The following is an 18410-nucleotide window of genomic DNA, read 5'->3' on the forward strand; positions in this document are numbered from 1 at the left end:
ATAGTATAGAATCATGGCTGACATCGAAGACCTCCGTTCCGGCGTTCGGGCGAGCCTGCCCGAACTGGCGGACTTCACCGACCAGGACCTAGCCGCGAAGATCGTGGATGCGTGGGCCCTCTCCTTGAGCGAAACCGAATTCGAATCCATCGAGGACATGCCGGGCTCACCCAATCCGGATTCCCCCTCACTGCGTGATGGGACGCAGGCCACTCACGTTCGCGGAGTGGGACTGCTGACCGTTGCCCTGGGAGAGGAACTGCAGAGGGTGCTCGGCCCGTTGGGTCTGGACCGCGACATCCTCTACGCCGCGGGAGTGCTGCACGACCTCGGCAAACCGTTCGAAAACAGTCCGGCCAACCAGGCCCGGTGGAAGAAGGACCCCGGCAAGGCCGGCTTCCCCTCGATCCGTCACTCCGTGTACGGAGTGCACATCGCGTTGACCGTTGGACTGCCCGAGGAACTCGCGCATGTCTGCGGTACGCATTCGGGGGAGGGGCAACTCGTCTACCGGAGCACGTTGAACAGCATCGTGCACCACGCCGATCACGCGTTCTGGGCGGCGGCGGAGAAGGGCGGGCTCCTTGACATGGACCCGGCCGACCGATGGACGAAGAAAGGCTGATCTTCGTCTCGACAGCAGGATCAGGTCTCCAGGGGCCGATCTTGCACGACGCACAACCACTCACCACTCACACATGGGAGCAACCCAGCATGATCGAGGAAATCGCCACCAAGAACATCGCGCCGCTCGAAGTCCCGCTCACCCATGTGGTGCGCGCCGGTGACTTCGTCTACCTCTCCGGTCAGATCGCGGTACGTGCTGACGGAACCCTGGTCACCAACGACTTCGCTGCGGAGACGCGCGCGGTGCTGGACAACATCAAGGCTGGCGTCGAAGCCGCCGGAGGCACGCTCGCAGACGTGTCCAAGACCACGGTGTTCCTGCTCAACGCCACTCTGTTCGAGCCGATGAACGTGGTCTACCGCGAGTACTTCTCCAAGCCGTTCCCCGCTCGCTCGACGATCGTAGCTCCGCTGTCCAACCCTGACCTGCGCATCGAGATCGAAGCTGTCGCCTACATCCCGCGAAACGGCTGATCATGGCCCATACCGAGAAGGGCGTGGCCGGGTCGTCGAGTCGTCGACCCGGCCACGCCGGCGCCACACCGCGTCATCGCACGGTCTCGGCGAGCGGCCTTCGCTGGCACGTCATCGAGGCGGGGAGCGGTCCGACCGTCGTGCTCGTCGCCGGATTCCCGCAGAACGTCCATGCGTGGCGACATGTGATCCCGCTGCTCGCCCAGGACTGGCACGTCGTCGCAGTCGACCTGCCCGGTCAGGGTGACTCCGAAAAGCCGCTGGACGGATACGACACTTGGACGACCGCCGAGCGGCTCCACGGTCTGCTCGCCGAACTCGGACATGAGCGGTATCTGCTCGTGGGACACGACATCGGCTCGTGGGTCAGCTATCCGTTCGCTCACCGCTACCCCGATTCCCTCACCGGTGTCGTCTTCATCGACGGCAACATCGCCGGGCTCTCACTTCCCGAAACTGTCCCGGTGGGCCCGGATGGGTGGCGCAGCTGGCACTTCCTCTTCAACGCGATTCCCGACCTTCCCGAGGCACTCGTATCGGGCCGGGAGCGCATCCTCATCGAATGGTTCTTCCAACGGAAGACTGCCAGCTGGCGCGAGACGTTCACGACCGAGGACATCGCGGAGTACGCACGCACCCTGGAAGCCCCCGGCGGCCTGCGGGGGAGTCTCGGGTACTACCGCGCCGTGAACGAGAACACCGACCGGAACAAGGAGCTGCGAAAAGCTCTGATCAAGGTGCCGGTACTGGCCATCGGCGGTGAGTTCGGCTCCGCTCCGGCACTGCACGACGACATGCGCTCACTCGGTGTCGACGTCAGCGGGACAACCATCCGCGACACCGGTCACTACATCCCGGAGGAGAAGCCCGACGAACTGGTCGACCAGATCAACCTGTTCGCCGAGCGGCGCCTGACTCACGACACAGAGCCCGGATAGCGACAAGACACGTACGAGGAGGGCGAGTTGAGTCACAACCGAGTGCTGATCACGACATCGTGGCTGAGTGAAGGGGATCACGTGCATCGCGTGCTCACCGAGGCGGGATGCGATGTCGTGTTCGGGCGACCGACTGATCTTGAGCGCCAGGGGCGATCGCTGGAGGACTCCGTGGGTGACATCGACGCGATCATCGCCGGTGTCGAACCGTGCGGTGCGCGCGTGCTGCACGCCGCGCCGCGCTTGAAGGTCGTCGCTCGTACCGGTGTCGGCTACGACAACGTCGACGTGGCCACCGCGAACACGCTGGGCGTCGCTGTCTGTGTGACGCCGAGTGTGAACCGCCGGTCGGTGGCCGAATTCACGCTCGCCGCTCTTCTCAACCTCGTGCGCGGCATCCCCCAGGCCAGTGCGCTGCTGCAGGAAGGGGACTGGGCACAAGTCAGCGGACGGGAGTTGTACGGCAAGACGCTCGGCGTCGTCGGTTTTGGAGAGATCGGCCGAAGCGTCGCCGTCCTGGGCCAGGCCCTCGGCATGACTGTCCTGGCGTGCGACCCCTACAGCGACGGCGCACTCGTCGAACAGGCCGGGGCGTCGCTCGTGGAGTTGCCCGAACTCCTCGCTCGTTCCGACGCCATCACGCTGCATGTCGGTCTCACCGACGATACGCGCCACCTGATCGACGCTGACGCGATCGGCCGGATGAAGCACACAGCCGTTCTCGTCAATGCCGCCCGTGGCGGGGTTGTCGATGAGAAGGCGCTGGTCGAAGCGCTGCGTGCGGGCAGGATCGCCGCTGCGGCGGTCGACACCTTCGAACACGAACCGCTGCCCCCGGACAGCGCGCTTCGAGGCGTCACGAACCTCCTCCTCACTCCGCACATCGCCGGAGCGACGGTCGAGGGACGCGCGCGCTCGGCGACATCGGCGGCGCGATCCGTCGTGGCGGCTCTCGCCGGCAAGACACCCCGGGCCGTCGTGAACGGCGACGCCATCGCACATCGCGCTCGTCTCATGGCCGTAAGCAGACGCCCCGCCGAGCGGGGCGTCTGCGACCCGACTAGCTAGGAGAACACCATGCCTGATCGATCCATTGTCATGATGAGCGGCTTGGCAACTCGCAAGGCGTTCGACGACCACCTCTTCGCCGCGTTCACCGAACGCACCGGAGTCGAGGTCACCCCCATCTATGACCCCACCGTCCAACTGCTCCGCCGCCTCGACGCCGGGGAGCACTTCGACGTGATGATCGCGGCTACTCCGTCGTTCGACGCCCTGATCGCGAACGGTGTCGTCGCCCAAGGGCCGCAGCCGATCGTGCGCAGCGGTATCGGGCTCGCCGTGCCGCGCGGTGCCGCACATCCCGCGATCGCGACGGCGGGCGAACTGATAGCGACGCTCACCGCCGCCCGCTCGGTCGCGTACTCGCGAACGGGCCAGAGCGGCATCTACTTCGTCGACCTGGTGAAGCGTCTCGGTATCGAGGACGTGGTGCTTCCCAAGGCGACCGTGCTGGAGAAGGGCTTCACCGGGACCGCGCTGGAAAGCGGCGCGGCCGACCTCGCCGTCCAGCAGTTGAGCGAGCTCCTGTTCGTATCGGGAGCCGAGATCGTCGGGCCTCTGCCAGAGGAACTGCAGAAGTGGACCGAGTTCTCGGCCGGGACGGCCACCGTTTCGACGCGGAACCCAGATGTCGCGGCGTTTGTCGAATTCATCAGCGGCCCCGAAGCAGCCAGGGCATACCATCTCACTGCCCTTGAGCCGGTGCCCTCGGGGCTTCTGTCGTGACGCGCCTTCGATTCGACGCGAACCTCAAATGGCTCTTCACCGACATGCCCTTCGTGGAGCGATTCGACGCCGCGGCCCGTGCTGGCTTCGCCGCAGTCGAGTACGCGTCTCCGTACGCGTACGAAGCACGGCATCTGCGTGCGCTGCTCGACAACGCCGGACTTGAGCAGATCCTGATCAACACCCCGATGGGGCCCGCGGGATCACCCACACGATCCGGCTGCGCGTGCTTTCCTGATCTGGTCGACGAGTACCGTGACGGCGTGCTCAGTGGGCTGGAGTACGCAGCCGCCCTGGACGCGAAGTTTCTGCACGTGGTGGGCGGAATCGTTCCGAAGGGCGTGAGTGCCGATCGCGCCTTCGCGCGCTATGTGGCCAACATCGCCTGGGCGGCCGAGCAGGCCCGCGGTACCGGTATCCGGCTACTGCTGGAAGCGCAGAACAAGCGGGACGCCCCGGGCTTCCTGCTCGCCTCGCAAGCGCAGGCCGCCGCGGTCGTGGAGGCCGTCGGCGACGACGTGGTGGGCCTCCTGCTGGACTTCTACCACGTACAGATCGGTGAGGGTGATCTCGTCCGTACGTTCGAGAAGTATCAGGACATCACACTGCACCTGCAGATCGCCGACGTACCCGACCGTCACGAACCCGGCACTGGCGAGATCGCGTACAGCACCCTGTTCCGGACCGTCGAGTCCTCGGGGTACGACGGATGGATCGGATGCGAGTATCAGCCCGCCACCGACACCGTGGCCGGGCTCACCTGGATGAAGGAGCTCGCCGTATGAGCACCGCCCCGAAGATAGCGTTGATCAGCGCCGTGCCGACGGCCATCCCGGTCGCGCGTACCGCGCTGTATGACGTACTGCCCGACGCAGTCGTGTGGAACGTCCTCGATGACCGGCTCCTCGTCGATGCGGACAGCCGCGGGGGCCTGGACGCTGGCCTGCGCCGACGCATGCAGCGCCTGATCGAGCATGCTCTCGCGGAGGACGCCGACGGGGTGCTGCTCACCTGCTCCCTGTACGGTCCGGTCGCGCGGGGAACCCACGCCTCCGTCCCGGTGATGGCGGCCGACGAGTCCGCCTTCACCGATATCGCCGAGGCCGGCTACACGTCGGTGCTCGTCCTGGCCTCCCTCGACGCCGCGCGCGACGACTCGGTGGAGCGCCTCGAAACGGCTCTGCGCGATGCCGGGGCGAACAGCCGCGTCGTCGGACGCACCGTGCCCGGTGCCACGGCCGCGGCGAAAGCGGAAGATCATGACGGTTTGGTCGCCGCGCTCGTGGACGCGTGCGCGGACCTGCCCGCCGACGTTGAGGCCGTTTTCCTGGCCCAGTACTCCCTCGCGCCCGCGGGAGACGCACTGCGGAAGGCAGTGGGTATTCCGGTCGTCTCAGGGCCGGCGAGCGCGGCGGCCGCGCTGCTCCGGCTGCTCTCAGACAGGAACGACCGATGATCGGTGTCATCGCCGACGACGTCACCGGCGCTACCGACGTCGCCGTGGCGTTCCGCCGTACCGGGCTGCGCTGCGGCGTCTACTTCGGTACTCCCGACGCGTCCGGCGTGGAGCCAGGCCTCGACGTTGTGGTCATCGCCCTCAAGTCCCGGACCATCCCTGCGCCTGACGCGGTGAAGCAGTCGCTCGCTGCTGCGGAGACACTGCAGACGCTCGGCGCGCGGCAACTCTTCTTCAAGTACTGCTCCACGTTCGACTCCACGGCGGAAGGGAACATCGGGCCGGTCCTCGATGCCCTCGTCGAACTGGTCCGGACCGACGCGGTGGTGACCACACCGGCCTCACCGGAGCATCGGCGTACGACGTTCAACGGCCATCTCTTCGTCAACGAGGAGCTGTTGTCGGAGTCCTCCATGCGCAACCATCCGCTGACTCCTATGCGCGATTCCTCGCTCACTCGTCTCATGGACGCCCAATCCGATGGTGGCAGCGTCGTCATCGGCCACGAGGTCGTCGGACGTGGTCCGGACGCGGTCAGCAGCCATGTGGAGTCGGCCCGCCACGACGCGCGCTATCTGTTCCCCGATGCGGCGACGGAGGACGACCTTTTCTCGATCGCACAAGCCGTCCTGGAGGAACCGCTCGTCGCCGGTGCCGCAGGGCTCGCGGGGGCGATCGGACGCGCGCACGGCTCGAAAAGCGCCGCGCCACGTGCATATGAGAGAGAGAACGCGCCGAGCGGGCGGGCGATCGTCCTCGCGGGAAGCTGCTCGCGACGCACCCTTGAGCAGATTGACCGGATGCTGAGCGCGTTGCGTCCGGCACACCGCCTGGACGCGCTCGGGTCGGACGATCCGGAGAGCCTCGCCCGAGGCGCACTCGACTGGTACGACGCGCTTCCGGCCGGTCCGGCGCCGCTGATCTACTCGTCGCTGCCTCCGGCCGAACGCCGCGTGGTGCAGGACGCGCTCGGAGTCGAGCGATCGGCGGAGATCCTCGAATCCGCCATCGCGCTCATAGCGCGGGGACTGCGCGAACGCGGGGTCACCCGCTTCGTCGCCGCCGGCGGGGAAACGTCGGGTTCCCTGGTGGCCGCCCTGGGCATCCGAGGTGGTGTCGTCGGACTGGAGGCCGCCCGGGGAGTGCCGTGGATCCGCACCGACCAAGGTCTCGACGTGCTGCTCAAGTCGGGGAACTTCGGCGAAGCGGACCTCCTGCTGACCGCTTCGGAACGGAGTGCGTGATGGCAGCCGAGGAACAGCGCGCCGCCGACGACATCGTCCGCGCCGCCCGATCCGTCTTCACCCGCGGGCTGACCCACGGCAGGACAGGCAACATCTCCGTCCGTACGGCCGGCGGCATTCTCGTCACACCCACGGGTTCGAGCCTCGGCACCGTCGTGGCGGGCGACCTCTCGCTCATCGACGACCGTGGTGTGCACCTTTCCGGGCCGAAGCCGTCGAAGGAGGCGTTCCTGCACGCCGCAGTGTTGCGTGCCCGCCCGAGTGCGCACGCGGTCGTGCACACGCACTCCCTCTACAGCGCCGCCGTGTCCTGCCTGAGCGGCCTCGACACGGACAATGTCCTGCCTCCTCTGACCGCGTACTACGCCATGCGGGTCGGACGCCTTCCTCTTCTCCCGTACCACGCTCCTGGTGACACGGGGTTGAGGGATCTCGCGGAGGCTACCGCCGTACGACGGCACGCCATGTTGCTGAGCAATCACGGACCGGTTGTCGCCGGGACGAGCCTCGCCGAGGCGCTGGACGCCCTGGAAGAACTGGAGGAGACAGCGAAGCTCTACTTCGTTCTTCGTGGACTGCCGGTGAATCCGCTCACCGACGAGCAGGCCGCCGCACTCGCTCCTTCCGGCTGAGCCGGTACGGAACCACGGAGACGGTCTCCACCGTGCTCGTCACGTAGGCCGGTGCCCCGGGCGGCCCCCGGGGCACCGGCCGTACAGTCCCAGCGTCGCCGGGCCGGATCGGCCGACGCCACCGGCGCGCCAGGGCCACGGCGCGGCCCGCCGACCCCACCGGTCCGCCTCCGCCCTGTGCCTGCGCCTGCGCCTGCGCCAACGATGTGCCGCCGTTCGAACCGGCGGGCGGGCTGCGCCGGGCCACCTGAGCTGAAGCGGTGCCACACTGGGGAGACAACGCGTCGTCGATCCCCGCACCTGCCGGGTTGAGCACGTCGCACAGTGAGCGGGCGATCCGCCACCGCGGTGGGCGCCGCCTGGTTTCGCCTCGTCCGCTGGGCACCCCGTATCGGGCGGCGCACCATGCATTGGTTGTCCCGTACGGGCATGGCACCGCGGCTGATCTCCGGGCCCGTACCGGCTGATCCGGAGGGCGGGCAGCCGCCTGGCGTCCTTGCCGCGATGAGGGGTGCGTCAAGGCCAGGGACGGGAGGGCCACTCAAAATAATCGAGCGATATTAAATCGGCCATAGCATTCAAGTGAACACTATACTATCATCCGAGCGCGGATCCTCGCGCAAAGGCGCGCCGGACGCACCATCACCGAAAGGATCCGGTAGTGAAATCTGCTGAATCCACAGAACCGCTCAGCACCTCCTCGTCGGCCGAGACCCGCAAGGTGACCACAGCGGGAGCGATCGGTTTCTTCGTCGAGAACTACGACAACTCGGTCTACGGCTTCCTTGCCGGCATCATCGCCATCGTCTTCTTCCCGGACGGGGCGGAAGCGCTCGCTCTGATCTTCACGTTCGGCATCTTCGCCGTGTCCTTCGTCTTTCGCCCCGTCGGCGGCGTGCTGCTGGGGATGATGTCCGACCGGGTCGGCCGACGCCCGGCCATGGTGCTCGCGCTGACGCTGATGGCGGGAGCGACGGCCGGCATCGGGCTGCTGCCCGGCTACTCGTCGTGGGGCATCGGCTCCGTGCTGCTCCTGCTCTTCCTGCGCATGATCCAGGGCGTCTCCGTGGGCGGCGAGGTGTCCGCCGCCATGTCGTTCGTGGGCGAGCACGCCCCGCCGAGTCGCCGGGCCTTCCTCATGTCGTTCCCCCAGGCGGGCAGCACCCTCGCGAACCTTGTCGGCAACGGATCGGCGTTCCTCCTGACGTCGACACTTCCGCAAGAGGCCATGGAGAGCTGGGGCTGGCGCATTCCGTTCCTCGTCGCGGCGCCCATGGGCGTCATCGGCTTCTACATCCGTCGGAAGCTCGAAGACACCCCCGCCTTCCTCGCCCTCCAGGAGGAAGGCAAGGTCGCCAGCAACCCGTTGCGTGACGTGTTCTCCCGTGAGAATCGCCGGCAGCTGTCTCTCGCGTTCGTCCTGCCGATGCTGAACAGCGCGGGGTTCTTCGTGCTCTTCGTCTTCATGCCGACCTACCTGGACAGCCAGCTCGACTACTCACGCTCCGAGGGCCTCATCGTGAGCGCTTGTGCTCTGGCGTGTGCGACCGTCGCGATCCCGCTCTTCGCGCGTGTCTCGGATCGCGTCGGGCGCCGCCCGGTGATGCTCACCTCTTGTATCGCCATCATCGTGCTGGCGGTGCCGGGTTACCTGCTGCTCAAGACCGGCGACATGGTGCTCGCGGCCCTGGCCGGCGCGGTGCTCGGCGTCGCTTTCGCGGGCAACTACTCGGTCATCCACCCGATGATGCTCGAACTCTTCCCCTCGCACATGCGCACGACCGCCTATTCCCTGGGGTACAACGTCACGACCGCTGTGCTCGGAGGAGCGGCACCCCTCATCCTCAGCGCTCTCTACGTCGCGACGAACAATGTCCTCCTGCCGGCGTTCTTCGTCGCCCTGTCCGCGGTCGGGACTGCGATAGCGGCCTACCTCAACAAGGAAACCGCCGGCCGGTCGCTCACGAAGTTCGTCTGAAGCCGCTCAGGGGCTTACCAGCCGGTCGACGACCGCCGGCCGAGGTCCGGCACCCGCACCAGGTGACCTCTCCTCCTGCTGCGCCGGTCTGACCGCACGCCGTTCTCGGGAACCTGCCGGAACGCAGGCGTGCCACCGGAACGCCGCCGCACTAGAACGGCGGGCCGGGCGTCGATCTACACGGGCGGAGGCCGCTGTGCCGTCGCCTCAAGGAGTGACACGTCTACGTGTCCGGATCGGCGATGGCGGATTCGGGTGCCGCCCGGAGCCGCGCCGCGTTGTCCGCGTTGAAGATGCGCGGATCCGGCCGCAGGGGGCACCGGGGCCGTGGAGGGCACCGTTGGTCAGCTCGTCGGCCGGTGCCGTGGCGAGTCTTACCAGGCGTCGGGCCGACGTCTCCGGGCTGATCAGGAACGGCGCGCAGCGGAAGGCGAAGCGCATCGCCGTGTCGTGACCGATGTCGGTCCGGACCGGACCGGGGTGCAGGCTGAGACTCAGTATGTCGGGCCGGCGCCGAGCTGCCTCCATCGGCAAGAGCACGTTGACCGCTTTGGAGGTCTGTCAGGCGGCGACACTGCCTAGAACGTCGCGCGTCACGGTTCGACTGGTCCGGATCGCCCCGCACGTTGGGGCCGGGGGCGCACCGAGGTGTTCACGATCCGGTTCTCGGGCAGTCTTTCCCGCAGCAGCTTGCTGAGGAGAAAGAGTCCCAGATGGTGGGCCTGAGTGGTGGCCTCGTGGCCGTCCACGGTGTGCCGGTAGGACGTCGCGATAGTGCGGGCGTCGTTCGCCCGCACGGCGATCTCGGATATGTGGACAGCAGATGATCCGCGAGTGCCCGTACGTCGGCCAATCGTTCGAAGTCGGCCTGAGGGTAGCCCGGTTCGGACCCGCGCCCGACCGCCCGGAGCCGATCGACGGCGGTCGCCGGACGGCGCTCATCACGGCCGACCAGGACGCCCCGGTTTCCCTGTGCGGCGATCTGCTCGGCGGCGGCGAGCCCGATACCCGAGCTTGCGCCGGTGAGCACGATCGTGCGTGGTTCCGTCGTACGGGATGTTCCTCCCAGGTTCGCGCCGTCGTCGCGGCACGGGCGCTGTGGACTCATCCGTAATCGAGCGACCGGACGTGGCTTCGGCGTCGCGCCCATGTTCGCGCTCCTCGGCTGCAACTGGTGGGAGGCGTGTCACCTGTTGGCCGAGCGCTACTACCAGGGCGCGGGCGGCATCCGGCTCTACGGCTACTGGGTGTGGGCGAACCTTGCGTGCACGGTCCTCATCGCCGGCATCGCGACGGCGGCAGGGCTCCAGCGGGCCGGCGGCGCGCTGCTCGGGCCGCTGTATCGCCGCGGGTTCAGGGGCTCGGCGTCGGCGGCTCACGGGCCGGCCGTCAGGTCCTCGGAAGCGGCCGCCGGCTCCGCGTGGCTGCCGACTGCTGAGTGCAGGCTCGTCGTGCTGGTGCTGGGCGGTTTACTCGCCCTGCTGGTCGCCGACCTGTCCAGGATGAGCAAGGCCGAGACGGAACGCATCTGGCTGCCCTTCGCGGACGGTGAGGCGGCGGGGTGGGTCTCGCGCGGGGTGTGCTCGGCGAGAGCCAAGGGGATCGGCGCTACGAGCATCAGCGCCAGGAGTCTCAGCGCTACGAGCGGCAGTGCCATGAGACTTACCGGTACGAGGCGTCAGTGCCGCAAGACTCATTGCTGCGAGAATCAGCGACACGATGATAAAAATCTACGTAGTGTAGAGTTTGAGTGTGAGGGGGCAACCAGGCTCCTTCCGGGTCCTGGCTGGAGGAGCAATGCAGGAACAGACGTGGCTCATCACAGGCGTCAGCACGGGCTTGGGCCGTGCCTTCGCCCAGGCAGCCCTGACCGCCGGACACACCGTCGTCGGCACGGTCCGCTCGGAGAAGGACTTGCGTGCCTTCGAAGAGCTCAAGCCCGGGTACGCGCACGGCCGCATCCTGGACGTGACGGACGACGACGCCGCCTCGAAGGTGATCGCCGAGGTGGAGCAGAGCGTCGGTGCCCTGGACGTCGTCATCGCCAACGCCGGCTACGGCCTGGAGGGCACTTTCGAGGAGACCTCGCTGGCCGAGGTGCGACGGCAGCTCGAGGTCAACGTGTTCGGGGTGGTGGCCACCCTGCGGGCGGCGCTGCCCCACATGCGCAAGCGCCGCCGCGGACACCTCATGGCCGTCACCTCCATGGGCGGGCTCATGGCCGTGCCCGGCATGTCCGCCTACTGCGGCAGCAAATTCGCGGTGGAAGGCATCCTGGAGTCACTGGGTAAGGAGGTCGCGCAGTTCGGAATCCATGTGACCGCGATCGAGCCCGGCTCTTTCCGGACCGACTGGGCCGGACGGTCCATGACGCGCAGCGCGCGGTCCGTCGACGACTACGACGACCTGTTCATCCCCATCCGTGAAGCGAGGCAGAAGGCGAGCGGGAACCAGCTGGGCAACCCGGCGAAGGCAGGGGAGGCCCTCCTGCACATCACGTCGGTGGACCAGCCCCCGGCCCACCTCATCCTGGGCTCGGACGCGCTGCGGTTGGTCGGTGCCGCGCGTACGGCCGTGGACGAGGATATCCGCGCATGGGAGACGCTCTCTCGTACGACCGATTTCGCCGAGGGTGCTCAGCTCTGATGTCCAGCCACCAACCCACGCGAAGCCGGCGCACCACCGAACGCAAGGGCGATGTCCGGGAGCGGGCCATCCTGGACACCTGCGAAGCTCTGCTGGCGGAGAAGGGCTACGAAGCCATGACCGTCGGCGACATCGCCCAGGGCGCCGGCATCACACGTGGCGCTCTGTACTTCTACTTCGGCTCCAAGCAAGAAGTGGTCACGGCGCTGGTGGCCCGGACCGTGGAGCACCTGTGGGAGCGGTCCCGGGCCGCCGCGCGGACCGATGAGCCGCGCGAGGCCATCGCAGCGGCCATGCGGCGTACGGTCGAGTTGTGGACCGAGCACGGCCTGGTCATGCGTACGGCCATCGATCTGTCACTGACCGTGCCCGAGATCGGCGAGCTGTGGAGTCGTACGGCTGACGCGTTCACCACAGCCATCACCGCTGTCCTGGAACGGGCCGGCGTTCAGCCCGGCACCGAACCGGACCAGGCGTCGCCGATGGCACGCGCCCTGTGCTGGATGATCGAGCGGAGTTTCTACCACGCCTCGCAGCAGTCCCGCGAGGATTTGCGAAAGGCATCCTCGACCTGCGAACACATCTGGAAGGTCAGCGCCGGTCTGACCGCCTGACGCATCGACCACGTGCGTGGCCGAGCGCCGTTGACGGTTGCGCGACGTTGGTGGCGAACGGGTGAGCCGGGGGGGTGCCCCTATCTCTTTGGTCAAGGGAAAAGGGGCTGCGTTGGGTCGGGTAGGCGGGCAGCAGGGCGGTGTGGTTGATCTGTTGTGGGGCGACGTGAGCTGTTTCTTCGATGCGGATCTGATGGGTCGTTGCCGGATGTGCGTGTCCCGGATGCTTCGGTGGAGGCTTGGCAGTCCGTTCTCGATCTTGTCGTTGAGCGGGGCCGGGAGTGTCAGTACTCCGAAGCCGCGACGGCGCTTCCGGGGCCGCGGGCGGAGGCTGTGCTGGCCCGCTCTGCGGATCCGGAGTACGCGGACCCGCGGGTTTGGCTGATGACTGCTGATGTGTTGGCGATCTTCCGTTTCCATGCCGATGACGAGATCGACTTCGACCTCGATCTACGGGAGTTGCAGCGTCAGGAGCAACTGGATGTGTTCTGTGGCTTGCTCCGGGATATTGGGCGGCACTTGGGCAAGCCGGTGCTGATGGATCCGGCAGGCGACTCTGGCCATCCGGTGCTTGGGTTCGACGTTATCGAGGGCACCATCCGGATGGTGATCGACGGCCGCGAACACCTGCTGGACGCCGGTGACACCGTGTACTACGCCGCCACCGTGCCGCACCAGTGGTTCAACTACAGCGACGACCCCGCCAGGTTTCTGTTCACGAGTTCGCCGCCCGGCTTCTGACCCGGCCGGTGACGAGTCGCCGCGTGACAGTGACCCGTGCCATCGATCCCGAGCGGCCGGTCCACGCCTGGTGGTGTCCGAGACAGTCGACTGGTTGCTCGGGCGCTACTGCCGCGACGGCCGGGCATCGTATTCGTGCTGTGCCGACATGACCTCGTCGCTGTGCTCGATCGTCCATTCGTGCAGGCGCGTGAAGGGACCGCGGAAGGACTCACCGAGAGGTGTGAGGGAGTACTCCATGCCCAGCGGGGAGGTCTCCAGCACCCGGCGCCGGACCATGCCGTTGCGTTCGAGTCTGCGCAGCGTCTGGGTCAGTACCCGCTGCGTGACACCCTCCAGCTGCCGTTTGATCTCGTTGAACCGCGTCGGTCGCTCCAGGACCGTCAGGACCATCATCGACCACTTGTCGGCGATCTGATCCAGGATGGGCCGGCTCGGGCAGTCGGCACTGAACCGCGGAGCGCCACGGGGCGGCAGGGGCGAGGGGGTGGTATCCATCATGATCCTTAGTTGTCGACAAGTGCGTTATTGACCGTTCGCGACACAGGTTCCAGGGTTGGTATGCATCACAAACCTACGTGCTCACCGCAAACCTTGGACCATTTATGAACCTGGACCGCTACACGACCCTGCGCGTCGGCCTGGACGACGGAGTCGCGCGGATCATCTTGGACAACCCCCCTGTCAACGTGCTCTCCGGAACCCTGATCCGCGAACTGCACGACGCTCTCGCGACGCTTCGGGACGACGGCTTGGTCCGTGTCATCGTGTTCTCCAGCGCCCATCCCGAGTTCTTCATCGCGCACGTCGACATCCACATCCTCGACGAGATGGACGAGCTGCGGGAGATCGCGGGCCGCAACCCGGACGCCAATCTCTTCCAGGGGGTCGGAGAGCTGCTGCGCCACCAGCCACAGGTGACGATCGTCAAGCTGGCGGGCAAGGCACGAGCCGGCGGCGCCGAGTTCGTCGCGGCGGCGGACATGACCTTCGCCGCGCGGGAGACCGCGGGCATCGGCCAGAGCGAGGTGCTGATGGGCATCGTTCCGGGCGGCGGAGGCACGCAGTACCTGCGCGAACGGGTCGGGCGCAACCGGGCGCTGGAGCTGCTGCTCACCGGCGATCTGGTGGACGCGGAGACCGCTGCCGCCTACGGGTGGATCAACCGCGCGGTGCCGGCGGCCGAGTTGGACGCGTTCGTCGACGGGGTGGCGCAGAAGATCGCCGGGCTGTCCCCGGAGCTCATCGCCGCTGCCAAGCGGTTGGTTCCTCCGGCGGACCTGACCGATGGCCTGCGGGCGGAGGACGACGCCTGGGCCGAGCTGGTGCGCGGGGAACTGCCGGCCCGACTCATGACCGAGGCTCTGAAACACGGCGTGCAGACCCCGGCGGGCGAGCGCGATCTGGAGTCGGTCATGCGAGACATCGCCGCCACCATCGGGAAGGCGGTACTCGACCTGCGCTGATCAGCCCGTCCGCGACTTTGCGACGGAGTACCCGGCCCTTATCGGCCAGGCCACCGACCCGGGTGTATCCGATGCACACGTGCTGCCGGGGGGGATCAGGGGCGTCAGTCTGCCGAGACCGCACCTCGAAGGTCGGTGGGCCTTCTCGACCTTGGACGGGCAGCCTCCCCCTCCCGGGCCCGTACACCCGACATCACCAGTCCACGTTCAGCAGCCAGGCGCAGAATGCGCTGAGAGCCGGCGGCTGGGGCCTTCTGGTGGACCATACGAAGTAATAGGTGTGCTTTCCGCAATCGAGCTCGAACGGAATCGGTGTGACGAGGGTTCCGTCCGCCAGTTCTTTCGCGACGAGGGATTTCTGCGCGATGGCAACGCCGTGGCCTTCGATTGCCGCCTGATACGCCAGGAGTGAAGTCTCGTATTTCATTCCGCTGTAGGCCCGTGCCGTGTCGAGGCCGACCGCTTCGAACCACAGGGCCCAGTCATCGGGGCGGGCCATCGTGTGCAGCAGAACCTCTTGCTGCAACTGTTCGGACCGAACGAGTTGCGTAGCCCTCTGATACGAAGGGGAGGTCACCGGAACCAGCAGATTGGCGATGAGTTGTTGGCTGTGTGTCTCGGGCCAGGAGCCGTCGCCCAACTGGACGCCCGCGTCCACGTCCTCGTGTTTCAAGTCCAGTGGAGCCGACGAGGTGCTCAGCTGCACCTCGATGGTGGGGTTGGCCTGGTGGAACCCGGCGAGACGAGGTATGAGCCAGCGGACCGCGAAGGTGGCCGGAGACCGAATGCGTAGCAGCGCGCGGTTTCCGATGCTGGACTGAACAGATCTGGTTGCCGCGAGGAGAGCCGCGAACAGCGGAGTGATGTCGGCCAGGTACCTGGCTCCGGCGGGAGTGAGTTCCAGGCGCCCGTGAATGCGATTGAAGAGTTTGACGTCGAGAAATACCTCCAAGGCACGTACTTGGCGGCTGACTGCCGCAGGAGTCACGCACAGTTCGTCTGCCGCTTTGGTGACGCTGAGGAGCCGACCGGTCGCCTCGAACACCCTTGTCGGGTTGAGCGGAGGCAGCTGATCGCGGCGGGACAATGCCATGGTTTTATGCTAGTGCACTCTCTGCACGGAAGAAGTGGTGCGGTCACGGGCATTTCTTTGGTGCTGTGGCTCCTCATGCGCAATGGGCGCCGAGCAGTGTCCCGCCGAGCCTGACGAGGGGACACGGATGGTGGGACACGGACAGGCCCGGCCTTTCGGAGGCCGGGCGGCCGTCATCGGACCGGGTTCCTGAAGGAGCGGGTACCGATGGGCGGCGCGTCGTCGACGGTTCTCCATCGGTACCCGGACAGCCCTTAGGGTGCGCGGAAGACCTGCCCGCGCTTCGGGTGTCACCGCACGGCGTAGCCCGGTGACGACTCCGGTTGTGGTGCGGTCGCGGCAGGCTGGTCCTGCTTCAGGCCCCAGACCAGGGTCACCACGAGGCAGGGAACGAGCGAGGCGATCGAGTAGGCGACGCCGGCCAGTTGGTTGCCGGTGAGGTTGACCAGGGAAAGGCTTATCAGGGGCAGGAAACCGCCGAACAGGATGTTCCCGAGTTGCTGCGCGATGCCGAACCCCGTGGTGCGCGTCTGTGGGGGAAAGCGTTCGGAGATGAAGGCGGGCAGCGGGGCCATGATCATGGCGGTGAGAACGGCGAGCACGGTGATCAGAGCGGAGACCGCTGTCCACGTGCCGTTCAAGGCCGCGGAACGGATGCCCGCGAACGCGGGGTAGGCGACGCACATCCAGATGACGATCCCGATGGCCATCACGCGGGCCCTGCCGATGTGGTCGGAAAGCCGTCCGAAGACCGGATAGAACGGCGCCGCGATCAGGATGCCCACGGCCAGACACACGTTCGCGGTGTTGGCGTCGATCTGCACGACGTCGTGCAGGAAGTACAGCATGTAGACGATCGACGTGTAGAGCGCCACGGACGTGGCGCCCTGGGCGCCGAAGGTCGCCAGCAGGATCGACTTCCAGGCGTCCCAGCCCTTGATCGCGGTGGCCAGCGGCCGTTCGGCCAGTTCACCCGCCTTTTTCATCTCAAGAAACGCCGGCGTCTCCTTCATGTTCATGCGAATCACGGTGGCGACGGCGACGATCGGCGCCGAGACGAGGAAGGGGATACGCCAGCCCCAGGAGTTGAAGGCATCGACGGAGAGCGTGACTTTCAACAGTGTGGAGAGCGCCAAGGCGAGCAGAAGACCGAGGCTGGCCGTGCTCTGCAGCACGCTGGTGATCATTCCGCGTTTCTTCCTGGGCGAGTGCTCGACCAGATACACCACCGCGGAAGCGTACTCACCGCCGAGAGCGACGCCTTGGACGATGCGCAGAGTCAGCAGAAGGACAGGTGCCAGGATGCCGATGGAATCGAAGGTGGGAAGACACCCGATCGCCACGGTGGCCGTGCCCATCACTGCCAGGGTGACCACGAACGTCTTCTTCCTGCCGATCCGGTCGGACAGAGGCGAGAAGATGACGGTTCCCAGGGGCCGGGCCAGGTAGGAGACGCCGAAGGTCGCCGCGCTCAGCAGCGTGGCCACGACCTTGTCCTCGGTAGGAAGGAAGAGGTGGGTGAGCGTGGCTGTCAGGGCCACATAGACGAAGAAGTCGTAGTACTCAAGCATGGTGCCGATGCCGGAGGTGGCAATGATCTTCGCCAGGCTCCGGTCGCCGGACGCTGCCGTCCCGTTCGCATGTTTCACGGCGATCTCCTTATTGCAGTGTCGCGTTTCCTGCGTCGTGTGGCCAAGGGCTGTCCCGTGATTCCCGGTGGATCAGCGCGTGGCGTCGGATGCGGTGCGTCGCAAGGCACCGGCGTGTCTTCGTCTCTGGGCGTATGCGGGCGATCCGGCACGCCGTGACGTGCTGGCCGGTCGTGGTGCGCCCGACGGCGATACGGGGAGGCCCCCTGGCGGCTCACGGCCATGGCGCGGCGGCGCGGACGGACACCCTCAGCGGGTCTGGTCGCGGCGCCGTGCGGTCTGGTCGGCGAGGAACTGGCGAACGAGTGCCTTGTGCTCGTCGCCGCAGAGGAGCATCGCCTGGAGGCCCGCGGCCAGCTCCAGAGCAGCAGGAAGCGAAAGTTCGGCGGACTGGCGTACCAGCTGAGTGGCCATCCGGGCGGCTGTGGGGGGTGCGGCGGCGATCTGCTCGCTCAGGGCACGCGCCGCGTCATCCAGTTGATCGGCGGCGACAACTTGGGAGACGATGCCGAGCTCCAAAGCCGTGCGGGCGTCGAAGAACTCGCTCGTCAGCGTCAATTCCATGGCTTTGGCCGGCCCCACCAGCCGGGTGAGGAACCATGCGCCGCCGATCCCCGACACCAGTCCGAGCCGCAGGAAGCTTTCGGCGAACCGTGCGTTCTCGCCGGCGATTCTCAGGTCACACATGAGTGAGACGTCGAATCCGGCTCCTACCGCCGCGCCGTTGACGGCAGCGATCGACGGTACTTCCAGAGCTCTCAGCGCGCGGGTGATGCGATGCAGACCCAATCGCAGTCGGTCGCGAACTTCTGCGACGGTGCCGCTCATGAGATCCGAGCCGTCGTCCATGTCCTTGACGTTGCCGCCGGTGCAGAAGTGGCGGCTGGTGGAGCGTAGGAGGACACATCGCAGGCCGGGGATGGTGTTGGCATGTTCCACGGCGTCGGCCAGGGCCTGGGTCATGGCCAGGTCCAGGGCGTTGCCCGTCTTTGGCGCGTTGAGGCTGAGAGTGAGTACCCCCTCGGCGAGCTCTTCTTGGATGAGCGAGTTCTTGGTGTCCATGT

The 18410-nt window shown here is 66.9% G+C and carries 18 protein-coding genes and 2 pseudogenes; 15 read left to right on the plus strand and 5 right to left on the minus strand.

Annotated features, from left to right (window positions below; translation table 11 throughout):
• Positions 1–13: 13 nt before the first annotated feature.
• The 10 genes from C6Y14_RS27185 (at position 14) to C6Y14_RS27230 (ending at position 9137) form a co-directional block, all read left to right on the plus strand.
• The gene (locus C6Y14_RS27185) at positions 14–625 is read left to right on the plus strand and encodes an HD domain-containing protein (protein WP_107019454.1); all 612 of its coding nucleotides are present in this window, start codon (positions 14–16) and stop codon (positions 623–625) included.
• An 89-nt stretch (positions 626–714) separates the two neighbouring features.
• The gene (locus C6Y14_RS27190; protein ID WP_107019455.1) at positions 715–1101 is read left to right on the plus strand and encodes a RidA family protein; all 387 of its coding nucleotides are present in this window, start codon (positions 715–717) and stop codon (positions 1099–1101) included.
• Positions 1102–1103: 2 nt separating this feature from the next.
• Positions 1104–2039 (plus strand): alpha/beta fold hydrolase, encoded by a 936-nt coding sequence (locus tag C6Y14_RS27195; protein WP_225891304.1) that lies wholly within the window; start codon positions 1104–1106, stop codon positions 2037–2039.
• A 42-nt stretch (positions 2040–2081) separates the two neighbouring features.
• Positions 2082–3107 (plus strand): phosphoglycerate dehydrogenase, encoded by a 1026-nt coding sequence (locus C6Y14_RS27200; RefSeq protein ID WP_225891305.1) that lies wholly within the window; start codon positions 2082–2084, stop codon positions 3105–3107.
• 9 nt (positions 3108–3116) lie between these two features.
• A complete protein-coding gene (locus C6Y14_RS27205) occupies positions 3117–3827 on the plus strand; it encodes a substrate-binding domain-containing protein (RefSeq protein WP_225891306.1) in 711 nt (236 codons plus the stop codon).
• Entirely contained in the window at positions 3824–4612 is a 789-nt protein-coding gene (locus C6Y14_RS27210; protein ID WP_107019458.1) for a hydroxypyruvate isomerase family protein, read from the plus strand. The genes C6Y14_RS27205 and C6Y14_RS27210 overlap by 4 nt, the downstream gene beginning before the upstream one ends.
• Positions 4609–5283 (plus strand): aspartate/glutamate racemase family protein, encoded by a 675-nt coding sequence (locus C6Y14_RS27215; protein ID WP_107019459.1) that lies wholly within the window; start codon positions 4609–4611, stop codon positions 5281–5283. Before C6Y14_RS27210 ends, C6Y14_RS27215 begins: the two co-directional genes overlap by 4 nt.
• Positions 5280–6527: a 3-oxo-tetronate kinase gene (gene otnK / locus C6Y14_RS27220; protein WP_107019460.1), complete on the plus strand. Its 1248-nt coding sequence runs from the start codon at positions 5280–5282 to the stop codon at positions 6525–6527. Before C6Y14_RS27215 ends, otnK begins: the two co-directional genes overlap by 4 nt.
• Positions 6527–7159: a 3-oxo-tetronate 4-phosphate decarboxylase gene (otnC, locus tag C6Y14_RS27225; RefSeq protein ID WP_107019461.1), complete on the plus strand. Its 633-nt coding sequence runs from the start codon at positions 6527–6529 to the stop codon at positions 7157–7159. The genes otnK and otnC overlap by 1 nt, the downstream gene beginning before the upstream one ends.
• A gap of 661 nt (positions 7160–7820) precedes the next feature.
• Positions 7821–9137, plus strand: a complete 1317-nt coding sequence (locus C6Y14_RS27230) for an MFS transporter (RefSeq protein WP_107019462.1) — start codon at positions 7821–7823, stop codon at positions 9135–9137.
• 652 nt (positions 9138–9789) lie between these two features.
• On the opposite strand, the gene C6Y14_RS45915 is transcribed toward C6Y14_RS27230, so the two are convergent.
• On the minus strand, positions 9790–10287 hold the full coding sequence (locus tag C6Y14_RS45915) for an SDR family NAD(P)-dependent oxidoreductase (RefSeq protein ID WP_107019463.1): 498 nt from the start codon (positions 10285–10287) through the stop codon (positions 9790–9792).
• Here C6Y14_RS45915 and C6Y14_RS45920 point away from each other — a divergent pair.
• The 4 genes and pseudogenes from C6Y14_RS45920 to C6Y14_RS45225 form a co-directional block, all read left to right on the plus strand.
• Positions 10268–10681, plus strand: a pseudogene (locus C6Y14_RS45920) (hypothetical protein); the annotation flags it as partial. The gene C6Y14_RS45915 and the pseudogene C6Y14_RS45920 overlap by 20 nt on opposite strands.
• A 253-nt stretch (positions 10682–10934) precedes the next feature.
• A complete protein-coding gene (locus tag C6Y14_RS27245) occupies positions 10935–11783 on the plus strand; it encodes an oxidoreductase (protein WP_107019464.1) in 849 nt (282 codons plus the stop codon).
• Positions 11783–12397 carry a TetR/AcrR family transcriptional regulator gene (locus C6Y14_RS27250; protein ID WP_107019465.1) on the plus strand — a complete coding sequence of 205 codons (615 nt, stop codon included), beginning with the start codon at positions 11783–11785 and terminating at the stop codon, positions 12395–12397. Before C6Y14_RS27245 ends, C6Y14_RS27250 begins: the two co-directional genes overlap by 1 nt.
• 142 nt (positions 12398–12539) lie before the next feature.
• Positions 12540–13138, plus strand: a pseudogene (locus tag C6Y14_RS45225) (cupin domain-containing protein).
• 105 nt (positions 13139–13243) lie between these two features.
• On the opposite strand, the gene C6Y14_RS27260 reads toward C6Y14_RS45225, so the two are convergent.
• Entirely contained in the window at positions 13244–13636 is a 393-nt protein-coding gene (locus C6Y14_RS27260) for a winged helix-turn-helix transcriptional regulator (protein ID WP_107019466.1), read from the minus strand.
• A gap of 107 nt (positions 13637–13743) precedes the next feature.
• Here C6Y14_RS27260 and C6Y14_RS27265 point away from each other — a divergent pair, with 107 nt between their 5' ends.
• Positions 13744–14604 carry an enoyl-CoA hydratase/isomerase family protein gene (locus C6Y14_RS27265; RefSeq protein WP_107019467.1) on the plus strand — a complete coding sequence of 287 codons (861 nt, stop codon included), beginning with the start codon at positions 13744–13746 and terminating at the stop codon, positions 14602–14604.
• Positions 14605–14797: 193 nt separating this feature from the next.
• Here the strand turns inward: C6Y14_RS27265 and gcvA are convergent, their stop codons facing one another.
• From gcvA to C6Y14_RS27280, 3 genes are all read right to left on the minus strand, one after another.
• The gene (gene gcvA / locus C6Y14_RS27270; RefSeq protein ID WP_199854870.1) at positions 14798–15697 is read right to left on the minus strand and encodes a transcriptional regulator GcvA; all 900 of its coding nucleotides are present in this window, start codon (positions 15695–15697) and stop codon (positions 14798–14800) included.
• Positions 15698–15987: 290 nt separating this feature from the next.
• A complete protein-coding gene (locus tag C6Y14_RS27275; protein ID WP_199854871.1) occupies positions 15988–17346 on the minus strand; it encodes an MFS transporter in 1359 nt (452 codons plus the stop codon).
• A 249-nt stretch (positions 17347–17595) separates the two neighbouring features.
• A complete protein-coding gene (locus C6Y14_RS27280; protein WP_107019468.1) occupies positions 17596–18408 on the minus strand; it encodes an enoyl-CoA hydratase-related protein in 813 nt (270 codons plus the stop codon).
• Positions 18409–18410 lie beyond the last annotated feature (2 nt).

Origin of the sequence: Streptomyces dioscori (assembly GCF_003024195.1) — a bacterium.
GTDB lineage: Bacteria > Actinomycetota > Actinomycetes > Streptomycetales > Streptomycetaceae > Streptomyces > Streptomyces dioscori.

What these genes read in the sequence shown, in the direction of transcription:
- C6Y14_RS27185 (WP_107019454.1), top strand. Translation starts at nt 14, where the DNA reads ATGGCTGACATCGAAGACCTCCGTTCCGGCGTTCGGGCGAGCCTGCCC.
- C6Y14_RS27190 (WP_107019455.1), top strand. Translation starts at nt 715, where the DNA reads ATGATCGAGGAAATCGCCACCAAGAACATCGCGCCGCTCGAAGTCCCG.
- C6Y14_RS27195 (WP_225891304.1), top strand. Translation starts at nt 1,104, where the DNA reads ATGGCCCATACCGAGAAGGGCGTGGCCGGGTCGTCGAGTCGTCGACCC.
- C6Y14_RS27205 (WP_225891306.1), top strand. Translation starts at nt 3,117, where the DNA reads ATGCCTGATCGATCCATTGTCATGATGAGCGGCTTGGCAACTCGCAAG.
- C6Y14_RS27215 (WP_107019459.1), top strand. Translation starts at nt 4,609, where the DNA reads ATGAGCACCGCCCCGAAGATAGCGTTGATCAGCGCCGTGCCGACGGCC.
- otnK (WP_107019460.1), top strand. Translation starts at nt 5,280, where the DNA reads ATGATCGGTGTCATCGCCGACGACGTCACCGGCGCTACCGACGTCGCC.
- otnC (WP_107019461.1), top strand. Translation starts at nt 6,527, where the DNA reads ATGGCAGCCGAGGAACAGCGCGCCGCCGACGACATCGTCCGCGCCGCC.
- C6Y14_RS45915 (WP_107019463.1), bottom strand. Translation starts at nt 10,287, where the DNA reads ATGGGCGCGACGCCGAAGCCACGTCCGGTCGCTCGATTACGGATGAGT.
- C6Y14_RS27245 (WP_107019464.1), top strand. Translation starts at nt 10,935, where the DNA reads ATGCAGGAACAGACGTGGCTCATCACAGGCGTCAGCACGGGCTTGGGC.
- C6Y14_RS27250 (WP_107019465.1), top strand. Translation starts at nt 11,783, where the DNA reads ATGTCCAGCCACCAACCCACGCGAAGCCGGCGCACCACCGAACGCAAG.
- C6Y14_RS27260 (WP_107019466.1), bottom strand. Translation starts at nt 13,636, where the DNA reads ATGGATACCACCCCCTCGCCCCTGCCGCCCCGTGGCGCTCCGCGGTTC.
- C6Y14_RS27265 (WP_107019467.1), top strand. Translation starts at nt 13,744, where the DNA reads ATGAACCTGGACCGCTACACGACCCTGCGCGTCGGCCTGGACGACGGA.
- gcvA (WP_199854870.1), bottom strand. Translation starts at nt 15,697, where the DNA reads ATGGCATTGTCCCGCCGCGATCAGCTGCCTCCGCTCAACCCGACAAGG.
- C6Y14_RS27280 (WP_107019468.1), bottom strand. Translation starts at nt 18,408, where the DNA reads ATGGACACCAAGAACTCGCTCATCCAAGAAGAGCTCGCCGAGGGGGTA.